General features: G+C 59.6%; 14 protein-coding genes and 1 pseudogene. 11 read left to right on the plus strand and 4 right to left on the minus strand.

The annotated features are described in order from the left end of the window. Positions 1–1,547: 1,547 nt before the first annotated feature. A complete protein-coding gene (locus KVO92_RS06090) occupies positions 1,548–2,261 on the plus strand; it encodes a 4'-phosphopantetheinyl transferase family protein (RefSeq protein WP_217474723.1) in 714 nt (237 codons plus the stop codon). 129 nt (positions 2,262–2,390) lie between these two features. On the opposite strand, the gene KVO92_RS06095 is transcribed toward KVO92_RS06090, so the two are convergent. Both KVO92_RS06095 and KVO92_RS06100 read right to left on the minus strand, forming a co-directional pair. After that, positions 2,391–4,010, minus strand: a complete 1,620-nt coding sequence (locus KVO92_RS06095; protein ID WP_217474724.1) for an ATP-binding protein — start codon at positions 4,008–4,010, stop codon at positions 2,391–2,393. After that, positions 4,007–4,729 carry a winged helix-turn-helix domain-containing protein gene (locus KVO92_RS06100; RefSeq protein WP_217474725.1) on the minus strand — a complete coding sequence of 241 codons (723 nt, stop codon included), beginning with the start codon at positions 4,727–4,729 and terminating at the stop codon, positions 4,007–4,009. The genes KVO92_RS06095 and KVO92_RS06100 overlap by 4 nt, the downstream gene beginning before the upstream one ends. A gap of 913 nt (positions 4,730–5,642) precedes the next feature. Between KVO92_RS06100 and KVO92_RS06105 the strand changes: the two genes are divergently transcribed. The 4 genes from KVO92_RS06105 (at position 5,643) to KVO92_RS06120 (ending at position 11,386) form a co-directional block, all read left to right on the plus strand. Next, on the plus strand, positions 5,643–8,534 hold the full coding sequence (locus tag KVO92_RS06105; RefSeq protein WP_217474726.1) for a ribonucleoside-diphosphate reductase subunit alpha: 2,892 nt from the start codon (positions 5,643–5,645) through the stop codon (positions 8,532–8,534). A 402-nt stretch (positions 8,535–8,936) separates the two neighbouring features. Further along, positions 8,937–10,187 carry a ribonucleotide-diphosphate reductase subunit beta gene (locus KVO92_RS06110; RefSeq protein ID WP_217474727.1) on the plus strand — a complete coding sequence of 417 codons (1,251 nt, stop codon included), beginning with the start codon at positions 8,937–8,939 and terminating at the stop codon, positions 10,185–10,187. Positions 10,188–10,202: 15 nt separating this feature from the next. Next, on the plus strand, positions 10,203–10,490 hold the full coding sequence (locus tag KVO92_RS06115) for a hypothetical protein (RefSeq protein ID WP_217474728.1): 288 nt from the start codon (positions 10,203–10,205) through the stop codon (positions 10,488–10,490). Further along, on the plus strand, positions 10,490–11,386 hold the full coding sequence (locus KVO92_RS06120; RefSeq protein ID WP_217474729.1) for a TIR domain-containing protein: 897 nt from the start codon (positions 10,490–10,492) through the stop codon (positions 11,384–11,386). Before KVO92_RS06115 ends, KVO92_RS06120 begins: the two co-directional genes overlap by 1 nt. An 891-nt stretch (positions 11,387–12,277) precedes the next feature. Here KVO92_RS06120 and KVO92_RS06125 read toward each other — a convergent pair. Both KVO92_RS06125 and KVO92_RS22610 read right to left on the minus strand, forming a co-directional pair. Beyond that, positions 12,278–13,342: a hypothetical protein gene (locus tag KVO92_RS06125; RefSeq protein ID WP_217474730.1), complete on the minus strand. Its 1,065-nt coding sequence runs from the start codon at positions 13,340–13,342 to the stop codon at positions 12,278–12,280. Positions 13,343–13,471: 129 nt separating this feature from the next. After that, positions 13,472–13,732: pseudogene (locus KVO92_RS22610) on the minus strand (LysR family transcriptional regulator); the annotation flags it as partial. Between the two features lie 244 nt (positions 13,733–13,976). Here KVO92_RS22610 and KVO92_RS06130 point away from each other — a divergent pair. From KVO92_RS06130 to KVO92_RS06155, 6 genes are all read left to right on the plus strand, one after another. After that, positions 13,977–15,239, plus strand: a complete 1,263-nt coding sequence (locus tag KVO92_RS06130) for a hypothetical protein (RefSeq protein ID WP_217474731.1) — start codon at positions 13,977–13,979, stop codon at positions 15,237–15,239. Then, positions 15,236–15,640 carry a hypothetical protein gene (locus KVO92_RS06135; RefSeq protein ID WP_217474732.1) on the plus strand — a complete coding sequence of 135 codons (405 nt, stop codon included), beginning with the start codon at positions 15,236–15,238 and terminating at the stop codon, positions 15,638–15,640. The genes KVO92_RS06130 and KVO92_RS06135 overlap by 4 nt, the downstream gene beginning before the upstream one ends. A 149-nt stretch (positions 15,641–15,789) precedes the next feature. Then, positions 15,790–16,182, plus strand: a complete 393-nt coding sequence (locus tag KVO92_RS06140; protein WP_217474733.1) for a hypothetical protein — start codon at positions 15,790–15,792, stop codon at positions 16,180–16,182. Between the two features lie 479 nt (positions 16,183–16,661). Next, complete coding sequence (locus tag KVO92_RS06145; RefSeq protein WP_217474734.1) at positions 16,662–17,186, plus strand: hypothetical protein; 525 nt, start codon at positions 16,662–16,664, stop codon at positions 17,184–17,186. 565 nt (positions 17,187–17,751) lie between these two features. Further along, complete coding sequence (locus KVO92_RS06150; RefSeq protein WP_217474735.1) at positions 17,752–18,270, plus strand: REP-associated tyrosine transposase; 519 nt, start codon at positions 17,752–17,754, stop codon at positions 18,268–18,270. A gap of 279 nt (positions 18,271–18,549) precedes the next feature. After that, a complete protein-coding gene (locus KVO92_RS06155; protein ID WP_217474736.1) occupies positions 18,550–19,407 on the plus strand; it encodes a DMT family transporter in 858 nt (285 codons plus the stop codon). Positions 19,408–19,627: the final 220 nt, after the last annotated feature.

Genomic DNA, 19,627 nt, shown 5'->3' on the forward strand with positions numbered 1-19,627 from the left:
CCTACAAAAGGCACAGCCGTACAGGCGAGCTGGCTCGCTAAACAGGGCTATTGACGCATGGCCGATTGCCGGCCGAACTATCGTGGTTCGGTTATTCCAACGTTTACTGTAGGAGCAGGCTCTGCCTGCGACCCGAGACCTCGGCACACACCGGACCTCCTGTCGTGGGCAGAGCCCGCTCCTACAGAAGGCACAGCCGTACAGGCGAGCCGGCTCGCAAAACAGGGCTATTGAGGCGTGGCCGATTGCCGGACGAACTACCGTGGTTCGGTTATTCCGACGGTTACTGTAGGAGCAGGCTCTGCCTGCGACCCGAGGCCTCGGCACACACCGGACCTCCTGTCGCGGGCAGAGCCCGCTCCTACAGAAGCCGTAGCCGTACAGGCGAGCTGGCTCGCAAAACAGGGCTATTGAGGAGGCATGGCCGGTTGCCGGCCGAACTATCGTGGTTCGGTTATTCCGACGTTTACTGTAGGAGCAGGCTCTGCCTGCGACCCGTGGCCTCGGCACTCACCGGACCTCCGGTCGCGGGCAGAGCCCGCTCCTACAGAAGCCGTAGCCGTACAGGCGTGCTGGCTCGCTAAACAGGGCTATTGAGGCATGGCCGATTGCCGGCCGAACTATCGTGGTTCGGTTATTCCGACGGTTGCTGTAGGAGCAGGCTCTGCCTGCGACCCAAGACCTCGGCACACACCGGACCTCCGGTCGCGGGCAGAGCCCGCTCCTACAGAAGCCGTAGCCGTACAGGCGTGCTGGCTAGCAAAACAGGGCTATTGAGGCATGGCCGATTGCCGGCCGAACTATCGTGGCTCGGTTATTCCGACGTTCACTGTAGGAGCAGGCTCTGCCTGCGACCCGCGGCCTCGGCGCACACCGGACCTCCGGTCGCGGGCAGAGCCCGCTCCTACAGAAGCCGTAGCCGTACAGGCGTGCTGGCTCGCTAAACAGGGCTATTGAGGCATGGCCGATTGCCGGCCGAACTATCGTGGTTCGGTTATTCCGACGGTTGCTGTAGGAGCAGGCTCTGCCTGCGACCCAAGACCTCGGCACACACCGGACCTCCGTTCGCGGGCAGAGCCCGCTCCTACAAAAGGCACAGCCGTACAGGCGAGCTGGCTCGCTAAACAGGGCTATTGACGCATGGCCGATTGCCGGCCGAACTATCGTGGTTCGGTTATCCCGACGTTTACTGTAGGAGCAGGCTCTGCCTGCGACCCGTGGCCTCGGCGCACACCGGACCTCCTGTCGCGGGCAGAGCCCGCTCCTACAGAAGCCGTAGCCGTACAGGCGTGCTGGCTCGCAAAACAGGGCTATTGAGGCATGGCCGATTGCCGGCCGAACTATCGTGGCTCGGTTATTCCGACATTTACTGTAGGAGCAGGCTCTGCCTGCGACCCGCGGCCTCGGCGCACACCGGACCTCCGGTCGCGGGCAGAGCCCGCTCCTACAGAAGCCATAGCCGTACAAGCGAGCTGGCTCGCGGACAGATGGAAGCAAAGATGCACACCCCCTGCACGTTGCCACCTCGCTGAGGCACACTGACCGGCATGAATAGCTCTCCCCGACATCCCGCCTGTTGCGCACCGCTGCAAGACCACTGGCCGCTACCGGTCGCCCTTCCCGGCGTACGGTTGCTGAGCACCCGCTTCGACCCCGACCGGTTCGATCCCGAGGACTTCGTCCGCTGGGGCCTTGCACCGATGAAGGCGGTGAACAAACGCCAGGCCGAATTCCTCGCCGGGCGCATCTGCGCGTATGAAGCCCTGCGCAAGACCACGGGCGTACCCGCCCTGCCCGCCGTCGGCGAAGACCGCTCGCCTTGCTGGCCCGGCGGTGTGGTCGGCTCGATCACCCATGGCGCGGGTTGGGCCGCCGTGGTCGCGGCGCGTAGCGAGCAATGGCGCGGGCTGGGGCTCGATGTGGAGCGCCTGCTACCCGCCGCGCGGGCCGAGCGGCTGGCGGAAGAAATCCTTACGCCGTGGGAGCTGCAACGCTATGCCGAGCTTGACGCGGCGCAGCGGGCCTTGCGCGTGACGCTGACCTTCTCGATCAAGGAGAGCCTGTTCAAGGCGCTCTATCCGCTGGTCAAGACGCGCTTCTATTTCCAGGAAGCGGAGCTGATCCACCAGGGTGCCGACGGCCGCGCACGCCTGCGTCTGCTCAACGACCTCTCGGATGAATGGAAAACCGGCACCGAGCTGGAAGGTCAGTTCACCCAGTTCGAGGACTACGTGCTGAGCCTGGTCAGCGTTCCGGTCTAACTGCGTTTGAGCCCGACGGACGCTTTAGTCGGGGCTTGATGGGTTTCACCCATCCTACGTGCATGGCGCGGTCGTCCGTAGGATGGGTGCAACCCCTCGCTGCATACGCCAGTACCGCGCATAGGCCGATCACTGCGCCGGAAGCCGCGCCCCCGTCTGCTTGCGCGGCCAGACCAGGCTGAAGCGGGCACCGCCCAGCTCGCTGTGGCCGATCTGCGAGCGGCCGCCGTGCCAGTAGGAAATCCGCCGCACGATGGACAGCCCCAGCCCATGGCCGCCAGAGGCGCGCGTGCGGCTGTCGTCCAGCCGCAGAAAGGGCGTGAAGACCTTTTCCCACGCCTCCTCCGGCACACCGGGGCCGTCATCGTCGACACTCAGGCTGGCGCGTTCGGCATCCACGGCAAAACTCACCTGCACCCGCTTGTCGGCATGACGCATGGCGTTGGTGACCAGATTGCTCAGCGCCCGGCGCAAGTAGCGCGGCTCGGCCTCGACCAAGCTATCGCCCTCGACTGCGACCGTGCAGGCACCCCGCTCGACATGCACGTCGGCACGCAGCGGCGCCAGTTCGCTGATCACCTGATCCACCAGTGCGCCGAGGTCCACGCGTTGAAAGGTCAGCTCCGGCGAGCCGCGCTCCAGTCGCGTATAGACGAGCATTTCGTCGACCAGCCGATCGAGGTCGTCGATGTCGCTATCCATCCCCTCGAGGTAGCGACTGCGCGCCTCGGGCGTCTGCGCTTCGGCGGCCATTTCCAGGCCGAAGCGCAGGCGCGCCACCGGGGTGCGCAGCTCGTGTGCGACCGCACTGACCATCTCCCGCTGTACCGCCAGCAGGCGCTGCAGGTGCATGGCCATGCCGTTGAAAGCCTTGGCCAGACGCCCGACCGAATCGGTGCCGGCATCCGGCACGCGCGTTTCGAGGTTGCCGCCGGCAATCCGCGTGGCGGCACGTTCGACGCCGCGCACGCGCTGCTCCAGTTGCCGCACCAGCAGGTAGACGGTCAGCCCGATCAATGACAGGCCGAGCACGCCGATCACCACCAGCAACTGGGGCGGATAGGGATTGAGCTGATACAGCGGCCCCAGCGACATGATCCAGCCGGTGCCGGACACCGCCGCATAGACCTGCACCGCTTCGCCGCCGCCCACCAGCGCCATCACCGTGTCGCCTTCGTCCAGGCGGCGGCGCTGGTCGTCATCGAGGCTGGCGCTGTCACGCGTCAGCAGCTCCAGCTCATAACCGAAGCCGCGGGCCGCCTTGAGCTCGGCCAGGCGTTGGGGTTGTTCGGCTTCGGGGTAGCGGATCAGTTCGTCGATCAGCAGATAGATGGTGGCGCGCGCAAGCTGCTCGCTGAGCTGTTCCACCTCCCCGGTCAGCACCAGGCGGTCCTTGGCGCTGACCAGGGAAAAGATCGTCACGCTGCCCGGTCGCAACGGCTCGACCAGCACCTGCCCGCGCAGCAATCGGGTCTCCAGGCGGCTTTCCAGACTGACGTCATCCAGCGTGCGCACCCGCAGCGGGATGCCCAGCAGGCGGCCCCAGAGATTCGCCGCCTGGCGCCGCTCGATGGGCGTCATGCTGCTCATGTTGTGCGCCATCAGGCGAAAGGTGCCGGCGGCGAGCGCCTCGCGATGGTGATCGGCACGCACCTCGTTGAGCAGGTGCAGCCCTCCGGCTCCCAGCAACCCGACCAGCACCAGCACGGCGAGCACCCCGCCGTAGATGCGCAGGAAGATCGAATTCACTGCAGCGCTTCGGCCGCTTCGGACACGAACAGGTAACCCTTGCCGCGCACCGTCTTGATCAGCCGGGGATGTTCCGGGTCGTCGCCGATCTTCGGCCGGATGCGCGAGATGCGCACATCGATGGAGCGATCCTGGCCGTCGTATTCGATGCCGCGCAGTTCGGCGAAGATCTGCTCGCGCGACAGCGTCCGCCCCGGGTTGGACGCCAGCAGCCAAAGCAGATCGAATTCCGCCCCGGTCAGCTCGATGCCCTCCCCGCGCAACCAGGCCTCGCGCAGCGCGTTGTCGACCACCAGCGGGCCGTACTGGATGCGCTTGGTCGTGCCGGCGGGCGCGGCTTCGGCACCCTCGCGACGGCGCAGCAGGGCACGGATGCGCGCCAGCAACAGCCGCGGACGGACCGGCTTGCAGACATAGTCGTCAGCGCCGATCTCCAGGCCGAGCACCTGATCGAGGTCATCGGCGCGGGCGGTGAGCATCAGGATCGGTCCATCGTAGCGGTCCCGCACCTTGCGACAGATCGACAGCCCGTCTTCGCCGGGCAGCATCAGGTCCAGCACGACCAGATCCGGCCGCTCGGCGATGATGCGCTCGGCCGCCAAGGCACCGTTCGCCTCGATCGAGACCTGCATGCCATTACTTTCCAGATACTCGCGGGTCAGCTCAGCCAACCGCTGGTCATCTTCGACAATGAGGATGTTCCAAGACTCTTGATCCACCACGTGCCCTCCCGATACACCGGCCGGCATTGTAGCGTCAGGGCGCGGGCAGATGGCAGCGCCAGACGTGCTCCGCCTGCCCCGCTCGAGTGCGATGCTGCCGGGCAAGGGCGTTTGCGCTGCTGTCGCGGGTCGAGCCAGGACGTCACGGCTCGGCCGCCTCCGCCATATCGTCCTCGCCACACCGATCCGACTCCCGCACACCCGCTGGCCCGGCAAAAGGCCACTATTCAGGCGTTACCGTCCGTCCACTGCAAAAACGTCAGGAATCCGCCTTTGACAAAACACCACATATAGTGTTTTGCCTCGCCCGCCGCCAGGCATCCGAAAGTGCCGGTGGACGCGCATTTCATCCGAACCTTGCGTAGCCCCGAAGCGGCGCGGCCTGCGTCCTTATCACGCACAGCTCACCCACATCTTATCCACAGGTTGTTCATTTTGAGCGCCTTGCGCTGTGCCCGAACCGCCACTATCGTGTCGCTCCAGCGGCCTTTTACCCCATATGTTGGGGGTCAAAAGCCAAACAGACACAAACGCCGAAAAAAGCAAGCAAAATAATTCGCTCTGATTTTTACCCGGCTCGCGCCCGCACCTGGCGCGATAGATCGCCGCCGCAGACCGCGACACTGCGCAGCTCAACGTTGATTTTGCTCAAGACCAGCAGTAGCGCATGCGCCAAGTGCATCACACTACATGTTGTGTTTTGAGGTTGTGATCTTCACAACGCCTGACTATGCTTCGGCACATTCGATTCGCCGCCCCCGGGTGCCGGATCGTTTCCAGTTTTGAGTCACCCATGAGTCGGTTCGCCGGGGCATGGTTCATGCAACACGAAACAGGCAATTCCGAAAAGGCCGCCCACAAAGCCGGCCCGACACCTAACGCGTAGCGACAGAGAGAATCCGGAGACCCCATGCAAAACGAGTCCATTCGCGAGAACCCACACGCCGACAGCACGCTGGACCTGGCCGCCACGGCGCCGGGCCAGCTGCGCGTGATCAAGCGCAACGGTACCGTCGTCCCCTACACCGATGACAAGATCACCGTCGCCATCACCAAGGCGTTTCTCGCAGTGGAAGGCAACAACGCCTCCGCCTCGTCGCGCATCCACGACACGGTTCAGCGCCTGACCGAGCAGGTCACCGCCACCTTCAAGCGCCGCATGCCCTCCGGCGGCACCATCCACATCGAAGAAATCCAGGACCAGGTCGAACTGGCCCTGATGCGTTCCGGCGAGCAGAAGGTTGCCCGCGACTACGTGATCTACCGCGAATCGCGCAGCCAGGAGCGCAAGCGTGGCGCCATCGAGACACCGGTCGACGCCCACCCGAGCATCCGCATCAAGCGTGCCGACGGCAGCCTGTCGCCGCTGGACCTGGGCCGCCTGAACACCATCATCACCGAAGCCTGCGAAGGCCTCGAAGAAGTCGATGGCGCGCTGATCCAGAAAGAAACCCTGAAGAACCTCTACGACGGCGTCGAGCAGACCGACGTCAACACCGCCCTGGTGATGACCGCCCGTACCCTGGTCGAGCGTGAGCCGAACTACTCCTACGTCACTGCCCGCCTGCTGATGGACACCCTGCGCGCCGAAGCCCTGAGCTTCCTGGAAGTCGCCGAGTCGGCCACCCATCACGAAATGGCCGACCTCTACGCCAAGGCCCTGCCCGCCTACGTGGAAAAGGGCGTCGAGTTCGAACTGCTCGACCCGCGCCTGAAGGAATTCGACCTGGCCAAGCTGGGCGCCGCGATCAACCACGAGCAGGACCAGCAGTTCACCTACCTCGGCCTGCAGACCCTCTACGACCGCTACTTCCTGCACAAGGACGGCGTGCGCTTCGAGCTGCCGCAGATCTTCTTCATGCGCGTCGCCATGGGCCTGGCCATCGAGGAAGAACAGCGTGAAGCCCGCGCCATCGAGTTCTACAACCTGCTGTCGTCCTTCGACTACATGGCCTCCACGCCGACCCTGTTCAACGCCGGCACCCTGCGTCCGCAGCTGTCCTCCTGCTACCTGACCACCGTGCCGGACGACCTGGGCGGCATCTACGACGCCATCCGCGATAACGCCCTGCTCTCCAAGTTCGCCGGCGGCCTGGGCAACGACTGGACCCCGGTGCGTGCACTGGGCGCCTACATCAAGGGCACCAACGGCAAATCCCAGGGCGTCGTGCCCTTCCTCAAAGTGGTCAACGACACCGCGGTGGCGGTCAACCAGGGCGGCAAGCGCAAGGGCGCCGTCTGCGCCTACCTGGAAACCTGGCACCTGGACATCGAGGAATTCCTCGAGCTGCGCAAAAACACCGGTGACGACCGTCGCCGTACCCACGACATGAACACCGCCAACTGGATTCCGGACCTGTTCATGAAGCGCGTCTTCGACGACGGCAAGTGGACCCTGTTCTCGCCGAGCGAAGTACCCGACCTGCACGACCTCACCGGCAAGGCCTTCGAGGAACGCTACGAGTACTACGAAGCCCTGATCGAATACGGCAAGATCAAGAACTACAAGACCCTGCAGGCCAAAGACCTGTGGCGCAAGATGCTGTCCATGCTGTTCGAAACCGGCCACCCATGGCTGACCTTCAAGGACCCGTGCAACCTGCGCAGCCCGCAGCAGCACGTCGGCGTGGTGCACAGCTCCAACCTCTGCACCGAGATCACGCTGAACACCAACAAGGACGAGATCGCCGTCTGCAACCTGGGCTCGATCAACCTGCCGCGCCACATCGTCGACGGCAAGCTCGACACCGCCAAGCTGGAGCGCACCGTGCGCACCGCCGTGCGGATGCTCGATAACGTCATCGACATCAACTATTACTCCGTGCCGCAGGCGCAGAACTCCAACTTCAAGCACCGCCCGGTGGGCCTGGGCATCATGGGCTTCCAGGACGCGCTGTACCTGCAGCACATCCCCTACGGCTCCGATGCCGCCATCGACTTCGCCGACAAGTCCATGGAAGCGGTCAGCTACTACGCCATCCAGGCCTCCTGCGACCTGGCCGACGAGCGCGGTGCCTACGAGAGCTTCCAGGGTTCGCTGTGGAGCCAGGGCATCCTGCCGCTGGACTCGCAGCAGATCCTCATCGAAGCGCGTGGCCAGAAGTACATCGACGTCGACCTGTCCGAGTCCCTGGACTGGGCGCCGGTCCGTGCCCGCGTCAAGAACGGCATCCGTAACTCGAACATCATGGCCATCGCGCCGACCGCGACCATCGCCAACATCACCGGCGTATCGCAGTCCATCGAGCCGACCTACCAGAACCTGTACGTGAAATCGAACCTCTCGGGCGAATTCACCGTGATCAACCCCTACCTGGTTCGCGACCTCAAGGCGCGCGGCCTGTGGGACGCGGTCATGATCAACGACCTCAAGTACTACGACGGTTCGGTACAGCAGATCGAGCGCATCCCGCAGGAGTTGAAAGACCTCTACGCGACCGCCTTCGAAGTGGAAACCAAGTGGATCGTCGACGCCGCCAGCCGCCGCCAGAAGTGGATCGACCAGGCCCAGTCGCTGAACCTCTACATCGCCGGCGCCAGCGGCAAGAAGCTGGACGTGACCTACCGCATGGCCTGGTACCGTGGCCTGAAAACCACCTACTACCTCCGTGCCCTGGCCGCGACCAGCACCGAGAAGTCCACCGTCAACACCGGCAAGCTCAACGCCGTGTCCAGCGGTGGCAACAGCGGCCCGAGCGCCGCCCCGGCCAAGGCGGCGCCCGCACCAGAAATGGCAGCCGGCCCGGCACCAGTGCCAAAAGCGTGCGCAATCGATGAGCCAGACTGCGAAGCCTGCCAATAAGTAAGTAGTTGAAAGTCGCGGTCCCCAGGGCGGACCGCGCGTTGTTGCCGGGCAGGCCGGCCCCCAGTAGCGACGAGCGCTTGCTTGCAAGTAGGCCTAGCCGGCACAGCTGGCAACTTGAGCAACGGACCGGATGCCAACACTTATCCAGTCCCCTCGCCCCTATGGGGAGAGGGTTAGGGTGAGGGGGCGACCTACCAAACAACACAAAGGCCGGGACCCAACCCCCGACCATCCCCTCGCCCCACCCGGGAGAGGGCCAGGGTGAGGGGCAACCCCGCCAGACAACATAAAGGCCGGGCCCAACCCCCGACCCAACCAAACACCCGCTTTTGCGTGCACACACAAAAGCCCAGAACATTTCCGACCGGCCGCGCCGGTCCCCAATCAGGAGAAACCGCCATGCTGAGCTGGGACGAATTCGACGAAGAAGAAACCATCACCGCCGCTCCGGCCGCCCCCCAGGCCGCTGCCGCCAGCAACGAAGCCCCCGCCAAACTCGACCAGGACGCCGCCGGCTCCGTCGAAGAAGCCCGCGCCGTTGCCTCTGACGACTCCGCTGCCGTCGCCCGTGCCAAGAAGGCCCTGAACGACCTCGACATCCAGGAAGGCCTGGACGAACTCGAAGGCGAATCCGCCCGCGTTCACGTCGGCGACAAGCAGATGATCAACGCCCGCGCCGACCTCAACCAGCTCGTACCCTTCAAGTACGACTGGGCCTGGCAGAAGTATCTGGATGGTTGCGCCAACCACTGGATGCCGCAGGAAGTGAACATGAACGCCGACATCGCCCTGTGGAAGAGCCCGGACGGCCTCTCCGAGGACGAGCGCCGCATCGTCAAGCGCAACCTCGGCTTCTTCTCCACCGCCGACAGCCTGGTCGCCAACAACCTCGTGCTGGCCGTGTACCGCCTGATCACCAACCCCGAGTGCCGCCAGTACATCCTGCGCCAGGCCTTCGAAGAGGCGATCCACACCCACGCCTACCAGTACTGCATCGAATCGCTGGGCATGGATGAAGGCGAGATCTTCAACATGTACCACGAGATCCCGAGCGTCGCGAAGAAAGCCTCCTGGGGCCTCAAGTACACCCGCTCCATCTCCGACCCGACCTTCCAGACCGGCACCGTCGAGACGGATAAGGAATTCCTGCGCAACCTCATCGCCTACTACTGCGTACTGGAAGGCATATTCTTCTACTGCGGCTTCACCCAGATTCTCTCCATGGGCCGCCGCAACAAGATGACCGGCACCGCCGAGCAGTTCCAATACATCCTGCGCGACGAGTCCATGCACCTGAACTTCGGCATCGACGTGATCAACCAGATCAAGATCGAAAACCCCCACCTGTGGGACGCCGCCATGAAGGACGAAGCGACCCAGATGATCCTTCAGGGTACCCAACTGGAAATCGAATACGCCCGCGACACCATGCCCCGCGGCGTCCTCGGCATGAACGCCTCGATGATGGAGGACTACCTCAAGTTCATCGCCAACCGTCGCCTGACGCAGATTGGTTTGAAGGAAGAGTACCCAGGCACCACCAACCCGTTCCCGTGGATGAGCGAGATCATGGACCTCAAGAAGGAGAAGAACTTCTTTGAGACGCGGGTGATTGAGTATCAGACGGGTGGGGCGTTGAGCTGGGATTGATTTGGAGGGAGTCTTATGTTCGAGATCCAGGGACTGAATAAGCTACAAAGAGAGTTGGACCAAGCCCAGCGTGCGTTAGACGAATTGGATGGTGAGTTAGGAACCGTCCAGTTCGATCCGCACGACCCTGCAAGCATCGAGACCGCAATTCAGTCTGCTTGCCAAATGGTCGATAGTCGGGTTGGTCAATACTCATCCAATCCGATCATAGGCCCGCTAATCGACCAAATAAAAGAATCATATCGAGGGAATATTGTTCAGAAAGCGGCCGAGGCTAGGCTTCAAGTCGAAGAGGATGAATAATGACTCAAGACCTCTTTGCTGAAATCAACAACGCAGTTCTTGATCTGCAGGCTTCTCAACTTCAAACATATGAACGCCCGCTGAAAAAGCTCGCTCAATTGTTGAGACACCCTGAGCTCGAGCCCTACACCAGTGAGCTTACAGAGGGGCTAGATCTGGACCTCTTCCTCAAGGAAAGCGAAAAATCCGGCGGAAGCTTTGTGGGAAGCGCCCAATTGGCCTTTCCAGATGATTCTAAGGAAGAGCTCGGATTGACTTTACTTCTCATCCAGAAGCTGGGTGATAACCCGCGCTATGCAATCAATTTCAGCCATCACTTTTTCTATTCTGGAAAAAAGGTTATCGCCGGCATCCACTCTTTAACTGGGCAACTCATCATTCCTTTTGTTCGTGACTTCAAAAATTACGTCCAAGCCAAAGGAAACACCCAACCCGTGTTAAAGCCTCCTCTTTCCAGCAAAGTCTTCATTGTGCATGGCCACGATGATGGGGCGCGCGAAACAGTGGCGCGCTTCTTGGAGCGTATCGGGCTAGAAGCCATCATCCTGCACGAGCAGGCTAATCAAGGACGTACCGTTATCGAAAAAGTGATTGCGCACGGTGATGTCGGCTTTGCCGTGGTCCTGCTCACCCCCGATGACGAAGGCTGTGCGAAGGGTGGAAATCTTGAACCGCGGGCCAGACAAAACGTTCTGCTGGAACTGGGCTACTTTATTGGCCGCCTGGGTCGCGATAAGGTCTGCGCCCTCAAGCGGGGCACGCTAGAGATTCCTAGTGACTTTGCAGGCGTCGTTTGGGAACAGATGGACAGTGGCAGCGGTTGGAAGCAAGCCCTTGCTCGCGAACTGGCGGCAGCAGGCCACGACATCGACTGGAACAAGGTGATGCGCAGTTGACGATGCCGTTGTCGAGAGCGAGGTAGCCTGGAAATGGCGCGTGGGAAAGGCTCCGCCGTTCCACCCTACGCTCGATAATAAAAAAGGAACATATTTATTTTAGGAAGCAGAAAGAAATTACCTTGACGCCCTGCTCTACCTAAAGCCGTACAGATAGATTCAACCTTTTCTGGAGTTTTCAAAAAGGGCTAATAAGCCTTGAACTCGTTCGACAATGCCTTAAAAAAGGGGACAGATTTATTTTCTGCGGCCGGCTCGCCGTTCCGCGTCCCCCGCCACTCTTTCCTTGGTCCCACCGACAGGTTTCGCCTTGCACGGCGAGTCACTTTTTCTCTTCCGGCCAAGAGAAAGCCTCCCCGACATCCGGGTCTGGCCTCCGGCCAGACTTCCCTCGCTCCGGCACTGCTCCGGGGGCCGACTTACAATGGCCATCCTTGGCCCTTTAAGCCTCTCGCCGCACCCATGCGGCTCGTCCCCCTACGCAACACCTCCACTCGGCCTCCTGACGGGGATCGGAGTCCGAGTCGCCCGCGAGTTCTTTGGATTATTTATTTCTTCTGCGCGTATCGGCAGGCGACACCCACCGCCCCTTTCAGGAGGGTGAACGGAATCATCCTGGAAGGGGTTGAGCGGCACGGATGCCGCGAGAGCCGTGATGGGCCATGGATGGCCCTTCGCGGCGTGCCCCTGCAACGGCGATGGAGTGAAACGGAGCGTAGCGAAGTAACAGCCGAAGGCTGGCCCGAAGGGCGAGCGAAGCGAGTAACGAACCCGTAGCGAAGCGTCGGCCGGATTTAGGCGTAAGACCTTTTGATTTGTTTAGCGGGGCCGACTGTTCGGACGGGCGCGCCTCTTTCACTAATGCTTAAAAGGCTTATATCAAGCTCTAACTCACTCTTCTTCTAGCGTAGCTATAGCAGCAACCGAACCGCTTGGAATACTTATAACTTTACGCGGCGCTACAACAGGCAGCTCCAGCCGATACATCTCACCTAACGACCAAATTATTTTTGCATTCCTTATTACGCACTCATCACCAACCACTCCTTCAAATGTAACTTTGAAATCCGAGCACGCATCTTTATCTAATACCACCTCCTCGGCAACATAATTTCCAACCCCCAGAATTCTTATAATATTTTTCGGAAGAACAGCCCAGGCTCCCGCTATCAAGCTAAACAAGATAGCAAAGAGGGCACCAAAGAAAACCGTGTATTTATGACTTGTTAAACCAGAAATAGCACTTACAAAGAAAACAAGCGACAACGCAATCGTTACACCAACAGCTAAAAGCATTTGAATAGAATCATCAGCCGACTCAGCGTGAGCCTTGACAATTATAAGTACCACTAGAAAGTTAATGAAGCAAGAGATAAAAATCGAAAATAATGTAACCACTACATACTTAACTAAACTACCAAAACTCAGCTCATATACAACTCTAATCTCTACAGCGCAAATTATCGTCAAGAAAAAAAGAACTGCAATTGACACAACCCCCTTTAACCCGCTGCCGATATAGTCTGCCGTAAGCACCCAGATAAAAAATAAATTAAAGAATAACAGCGGCAGAAGAAAGTATGCACGACCTAGCATTCTAAAGTTTTGGTGACTTTTGCAAGCGGAACGCCAAAGGTTGCTGTACCCAAGCTCATCACTCACTTGCCGATCTTTCACAAAAGTATCAAACCAAAAGAAACCCGGGGCCGCAATACCAAAAACAAGAACCAAATAAGCTGCCAATCCAATTACAAAAGCAGCAAGCAGCAGTGAAGTAAGAGAAAAAAAATCAAAACTAGGAAAAAAATTATTTTGGCAGAAATATATAAGAAATATGAGAAACCCGATCGCCAGGGGGCCAAACTTTATCAAATAAGAAGATTTATCGAAAAAGAACTCTGTGACACCATTAATCCGATCGACTTCCGATGATCCGTCAACTTTTACTTTTTTCAAAAACGCCTCACAGATGAATATCATCAATCATTGATGCTATGCCCCAGGTGACTGTTACGTGGACTACGGTCACGTGGGCGCGGGGGATAAGACAGAAATACCTTAACTTGAATAAAAAATCAGCAAGGATTAATGGGATACCCACAACTCACATACCTTACCCGCCACCTTCATCACCCACACCGTCGGATCATCCCGACGACTCTCCGGATACACGAGGTGAAACGGCTTCCCCTCCATCTCCGGCCCAAACGGCTGCATCAGCCGCCCTGCCCTCACCTCGCCCTCGAACAACTGACGGCTCATCAAGGCCACGCCCTGCGCGCCGATGGCGGCTGAGATGGCGTGGGTCTCGTCGGAGAAGACCGGTCCGGCACTGACGTCCAGCCCCGAAAGACAAAGGGGACAGATTTATTTTCTACACCCCGCCCGCTCGTTTTTCCGTTGGACGTTTATCCGCACCGTGCTATTAGCGCCGTGCCGGAAGAAACGCCAGTGGTGCAGGCGGGCCGCGATTTGAAATCTAGCAGCCCCCCGACAGTGCCCAAGCCCAATTTCGTGATTAAGGGCCGGTTAGCCAGTGCCATCAAACAGATAGACTGCGGCCCGGTTCAACAGCACAGGGAAGATTTTCATGGGGACGGACACCCTTAAAGACGCGACCTACCCGTTCGATCAGGGCTGGGATCTGGACACCGGCTGGAAGCCTGACAGCACTGGTAGCCGCGATTCAAGTTGGCTACCTGATCATGGCTGGGGCCGCCAGGCCGAGCTGCCGAAGACCAAGCCCTGTAACGGCGGCGCCTCCTTTGCCGCTTGGGAGCAGAAGGTCGAAACCACTCCAGAGCTTTCGGACTGGCCCCCACCCGATATGCTCAAGCTTCCCGAAGCCCTTCCGCCCGGCTTTTACAGAGTACCGCGCAGCATGTCCGGCGAGCAGGTGCTTGCTAGGCTGTTCGCCGACGCGCCCCACAAACATATGGTCAATCGCATCAAGGCGCTAAATCCAACCTTCGCGAAGGGTTTCAAAGCCGGAGAAATGTTTGTTCTCGGTAACTTGATCAATCCAGCCGCTTGCTCACGCGAAGAAGCTGACCTGATGGCAGCAGCAGCGAAGGTGCGCACAGCTCTGGAACCATTGAGCGAGAGCGAAGCCAATTTCATGGCCGATCATCAAGCCGAAATCGCTTCGATGGTCGGCGGCGCAAGCGGGTCGCTTGGGCTCGGCACCGACGTGCTCGGGAACGGTTTGAAGCAAATCGAGAGCACACTGCGCGATATCGAATACCTTCATCAGCGCGAGTTCGCAGCGCATGGTCATCTACGCAGCCAGCAATTCTTCACGTCCCGCCAGCAGCTGTACCGCCAGCTCGACAATCAGCTGAAGGCGACCTTCCTAGGCAAGCAGCTGGGCCTGGGCAATTACCCAACCCTGCGCCAGGATCTCGGTATTTCCACCCGTAGCTTGGTGCACCATTGGAGCAAGGGCGGCGCGCCAGGCCAAATCCCTGGCTACGCCACCCATATGGATGAAATAGCCAAGGCGGCAAAGTACTTGAGAAATGGAAGCTATATCGGTATCGCCTTGGGCGGTACCGCCTCTGCATTGGAAGTCCAACAGGTTTGTCAGGCAGGCGAAACCCAGGCGTGTCAGAAGATTCGATTTACCGAGACGGGTAACTTTGCTGGGACGCTGGGTGGTGGGGCGCTAGCTATGGCAATTGCTAGTCCTGCAGCGGGTTCGATTTGTGTCGCCCTCGGGGTAGCAACAGGCGGACTAGGCGGTGTTGCCTGCGGTCTGGTAGTGGTTGGCGGGGCTTCGGTTGCTGGCGGGGCCGGCGGCGGATGGGCTGGCGAACTTGCGGGCGAGAAGATTTATGAGAGGAGTAAGCCTTGAACTTCAGCACATGGTTTGAAACCTGGCCCTTAGACCTTCAAATCACCTTTCTTTTAGCCCCTTTCGCAATCGGGTTCTCCGGCATGGTCATGATTCTCGTCATGGCATACCGGAATCTCGAGACGATTATCCACACGTTTCCAAACAGCGAATATGTGATTAGACAGAAGATGCTTTGGGGTAATAGCGGCCTTTACTCCCGCTTTATTTTAACCAGCAGTTTGGCAGCTGTAGCGTTATTCCCTAAAGGTCACATAAACCGCGGAGACCTTTTGGAGAGCGAAGTTCGCAATTTACCCCGCTTCATTAAACATCGCATGGTAATGGCTTGGTGGCTATGCTTCGTCGGTATGACTTGGCTACTTTTGACAGTCAGTCTGCTAAAGCTCACGGCAAAATGAATGCGACACACCAGCATCGCAGAAAAGGGGACAGACTTTGCTCACATCTGCAGCCCACAGAAAAATTAATTCGCTGCTTTGCTTTCAATTCCAACTTCCTAATGCTAGAAAGCATAGTATTTACACCAATCCAACCAAGCGCAGACCCAATGAAACACTTGAAATTAATATCGCTCGTCTCAGGCATTGTTGCTGCTATTGCCGCTTGCATTTCTCTCTTTACAGCCAACAGCGATCAAACAACCAAAGGCAACAACAGCCCTATTATCTCCGGCAATGGGAATACTGTTAACTTTGGAGGCTTATCCCTAGATTCCGAGAACATCAAGAAAAGCAAACCAAATATTTCACTAGAACAGTATCAACTACTCCAACAGGGCATGACCTACCAAGAGGTATTGGATATAGTGAAAGTCCCAGGAGTGGAAAGCAGCTCGACGGGCCGCATAAAAATTTACACTTGGGGTACTGCTACATATATCTATATGACCATTAGTTTTGTGGATGGAAAGCTTCACTCCAAAAGTCAAAGCGGTCTATAGCTTAGGAGCGAGAGGAAAAAAAGGGGACGGATTTACTTTCCGGGAGTCTATCTACAGGTTCGCCATGCTTTCCCCTGCGCCACCAACATGAGCCATACCCGTCAAGGTCGCGAACCGCAGCACCCAGGCCGCTTTCTGGACAGGTTGGAAAAGGGGACCGGGAAAAAAGGGACAGATTAATTTCCTACCCCTGCCCGCCCGCACTTGCGCCACACGTTACCCGGCACCATCCACGTGTTTCGCCTTGCACGGCGAGTCACTTTCTCTTCCTGGTCAAGAGAGTGAGGCGCCCGAGGGGCGCAATACCTTCATATTGGCGATTCAAAAGCTGCGGCCGAACGTCAGTCGAGGTGTACCTGCGAGAAACAGAGGGGCAGACCACATTTCTCAAGATTGGATAGCGCAGCCAGCGCCCTACTCTGCTCAAATTCCTCCATAGCCCATCAGCGCTCTTAGACGACTTCGAGGAATAACCGCGTATGGACACCCGCTTTCTAAGCCTCATGGAATTCCAAAACGTCTATTTCTACCGATTCGTCACGCTCGCCATTTTCGTGACCATCGGCGTTATGTTGGTGTTCGCATTGCCCGACATGAAGCTTGCCGAGATATGGGTGGTTGTGCCGGTGCTTTTTATAATGTGGGGCCGCTTTGCCGTTGAGTATGTCCGGGTCAAGAAATGTGGCCCTGCGTTTATCCATAACGATGAGCTGGTGATTACTCGCGACGAGGGTCACCGGCAGATCCCCTTGACCCGCATTCGCTCGGTTACCTCCAAACACAGCCTGTTCATGGTGCGCCGTTATCGCTCCTGGACGGATCACCTGGCTTTTCTGCAGATCACGCTGAACGACGGCGAGCGCGTTTACACGCTGGCTGAGAGCAAGGTATTTGAATACCCGGCGGGCAAGAAAACACTGAGCGCGATTCAGGCAGCGGTGCTTGCGGCGAAAACACAGCGCCTCCTGTCACAGCCAAACCATGACGCGGGGCGTTCGGCTTAGCGAGGTAGGCTGGACGTAACGCGTGCAAAAGGCTCCGCCGTTTTCCACCCTACGGATTTGCCGAGCGCTGGTTCATCGCTCAACAACCACCACGTATTCCCGTTGCCGACCAGAAGGTATCGCCTCACACCACGAGCGAGCTAGCCTGGCTATACATCCTTATGCGCAGCGAGTCACAGGAGGCAGCAATGGACATGGGCATGTATGGCTACGGCATGTGGCACGGCTGGGGATTACTGGTGATGGTGATCGTCTTCATCGTTCCCTTGTGGAAGATCCTGACCAAGGCGGGCTTCAACGGGGCCTGATCTCTGCTGACGTTTGTCCCGGTGGTCAATGTCATCGCCCTCTGGGTGTTTGCCTTCAGCAAATGGCCCAGGGAACGCCGGGACTGAAGGGGGTAGCACCAGGTAACGCGTGGAAAAGGCTTCGCCGTTTTCCACCCTACCTCCGGCAACGTCGATGCGTCGGCGTTGGGGGCGGTTGAGATGGCGTAGGGTGGATAACGCTTTGCTTATCCACCGATACGGACTCCCGCCAACACAACGCTCAAGGATGAGCCGCCATGTCCCACTACCACCGCGCCCGCGTGCCGGGCGCTACGTATTTCTTTACGGTCAACCTGCTCAACCGCCGCAGCGACCTGCTGGTCCGGCATGTCGACCTGCTCCGCGAAACGGTGCGTGCCACTCGCTCGCGCCATCCTTTCCATATCGACGCCTGGGTCGTGCTGCCCGACCATATGCATTGCGTGTGGACGCTCCCGGCAGGCGATGCCGATTTTGCCCTCCGCTGGAAGATCATCAAGTTCGCCTTCGCCCGGCGTCTGCCGAGAACCGAGGTCCTGACCGCGACCCAACGCGCCCGCGGCGAGCGTGGCATCTGGCAGCGGCGCTACTGGGAACATCTGATTCAGGATGAACGGGACTACCGGCATCACATCGACTACGTGCATGTGAATCCGCTCAAGCACGGGCTGGTGGAGCGGGTCATCGACTGGCCGTATTCAAGCTTTCACCGGGCGGTAAGCGCTGGCGTCTATCCGCGTGGCTGGTGCGGGGGCGAAGCTGGTCGGGACTTGTAGGGGTACGAGCAGACGCGTGGAAAAGGCTTCGCCGTTTTCCACCCTACGTGCTTCGACCGTTCGGTAGTTTGCTGCAGCACGCCATGGGTCGCTTACCATACCGGCCGGCTCACCTGTAGCGCCCCACGAAGCCAAGGGTCGCGAACCGTAGCACCCAGGCCGCTTCTGGGCAGGTTAGCGGCGCGACCGGAGGCCATCATCGGAGGAAGCGTCTGGCGCGCGCTTTTACAGGGTTCGCCCAGACACGCCGCCCTATCAACGACACGCCGAGGACCCCAGATGAACGATCAAGCGCGCGGTTTGTTGCTCGTCACGAGCGGCGTCGTCGTACTCAGCTTCGATGGCCTGTTGGTGCGCCTGGCGCAGGCGGATGGCTGGAGCATCGTGTTCTGGCGGGGCCTGTTGATGTTTCTGGCGCTGGGTGCGTTTTCGCTGACTGCCAGGAGCCGTGCCAGCCTCCGGGCGCAACCGTTGATCAGCGGCCTTTCGGCCTTGCTGCTGGCGTTGATCTCGATCTTCTTCGTGCTGGCAATCATCCATACCACGGTCGCCAATGTGGTGGTCGTGCTTGCCACGTCGCCACTGTTCGCCGCCCTGTTCACGCGGTTTTTCCTCCGCGAGCAGGTGGCGTTGCACACCTGGCTGGCGATCGTTGTGGCGGCGCTGGGGATCGTGGTGGTGTTCGCCGGGGCATTCAACCCGACCGATCTGGCCGGCAATGGCTATGCGCTGTTGTCCGCGGCGGCGGTGGGCGCGAACCTCACGCTGCTACGCCGCCATCCCGCCATCGAGCGGATGCCGCTCATTGCCCTCGGCGGGCTGGCCGCCGCGGTGATCGCCTGGCCCCAAGCCGAGCCGTTCGGCCTGGACGCCACCAGCTACTGGGCCCTGGCGATCATGGGCCTGGTCCAGATGCCGCTGGCCACGCTGTTGATCAATAACGCGACCCGCTACCTGCCCTCCGCCGAAGTGGCGCTCTTCTATCTGCTGGAAACGGTGCTGGGTACGCTGTGGGTCTGGTATTTCCTGCAGGAGACGCCCGCCAGCGCCACGCTCTACGGCGGCGCGTTGGTCATCGCAACACTGGTGGTGCATGCCAGCCTGACCTTGCGCCCACGCGCCGCGCTACCGGCCTGAGTGAACCGCGCGCAGCTCGACTGATCGCTGAAGCAAGGGGTGAATGAAGGGCTCATTCCCCCGCTCCGCTACCAGTCCCACACCTGCCCGGCGCCAGCATCAGGCGCAAAACAGGTCAGCGCCTGCTCATCTAGAGGCTGCAACTACGGTGACAGTTGACGGTGTCACAGTCGTTGCGGTCGTAATCAGAGTCGTCTTGAGGCGGATCCTATGGAAGCAT

This window comes from Stutzerimonas stutzeri (genome assembly GCF_019090095.1).
Taxonomy (GTDB): Bacteria; Pseudomonadota; Gammaproteobacteria; order Pseudomonadales; family Pseudomonadaceae; genus Stutzerimonas; species Stutzerimonas stutzeri_AN.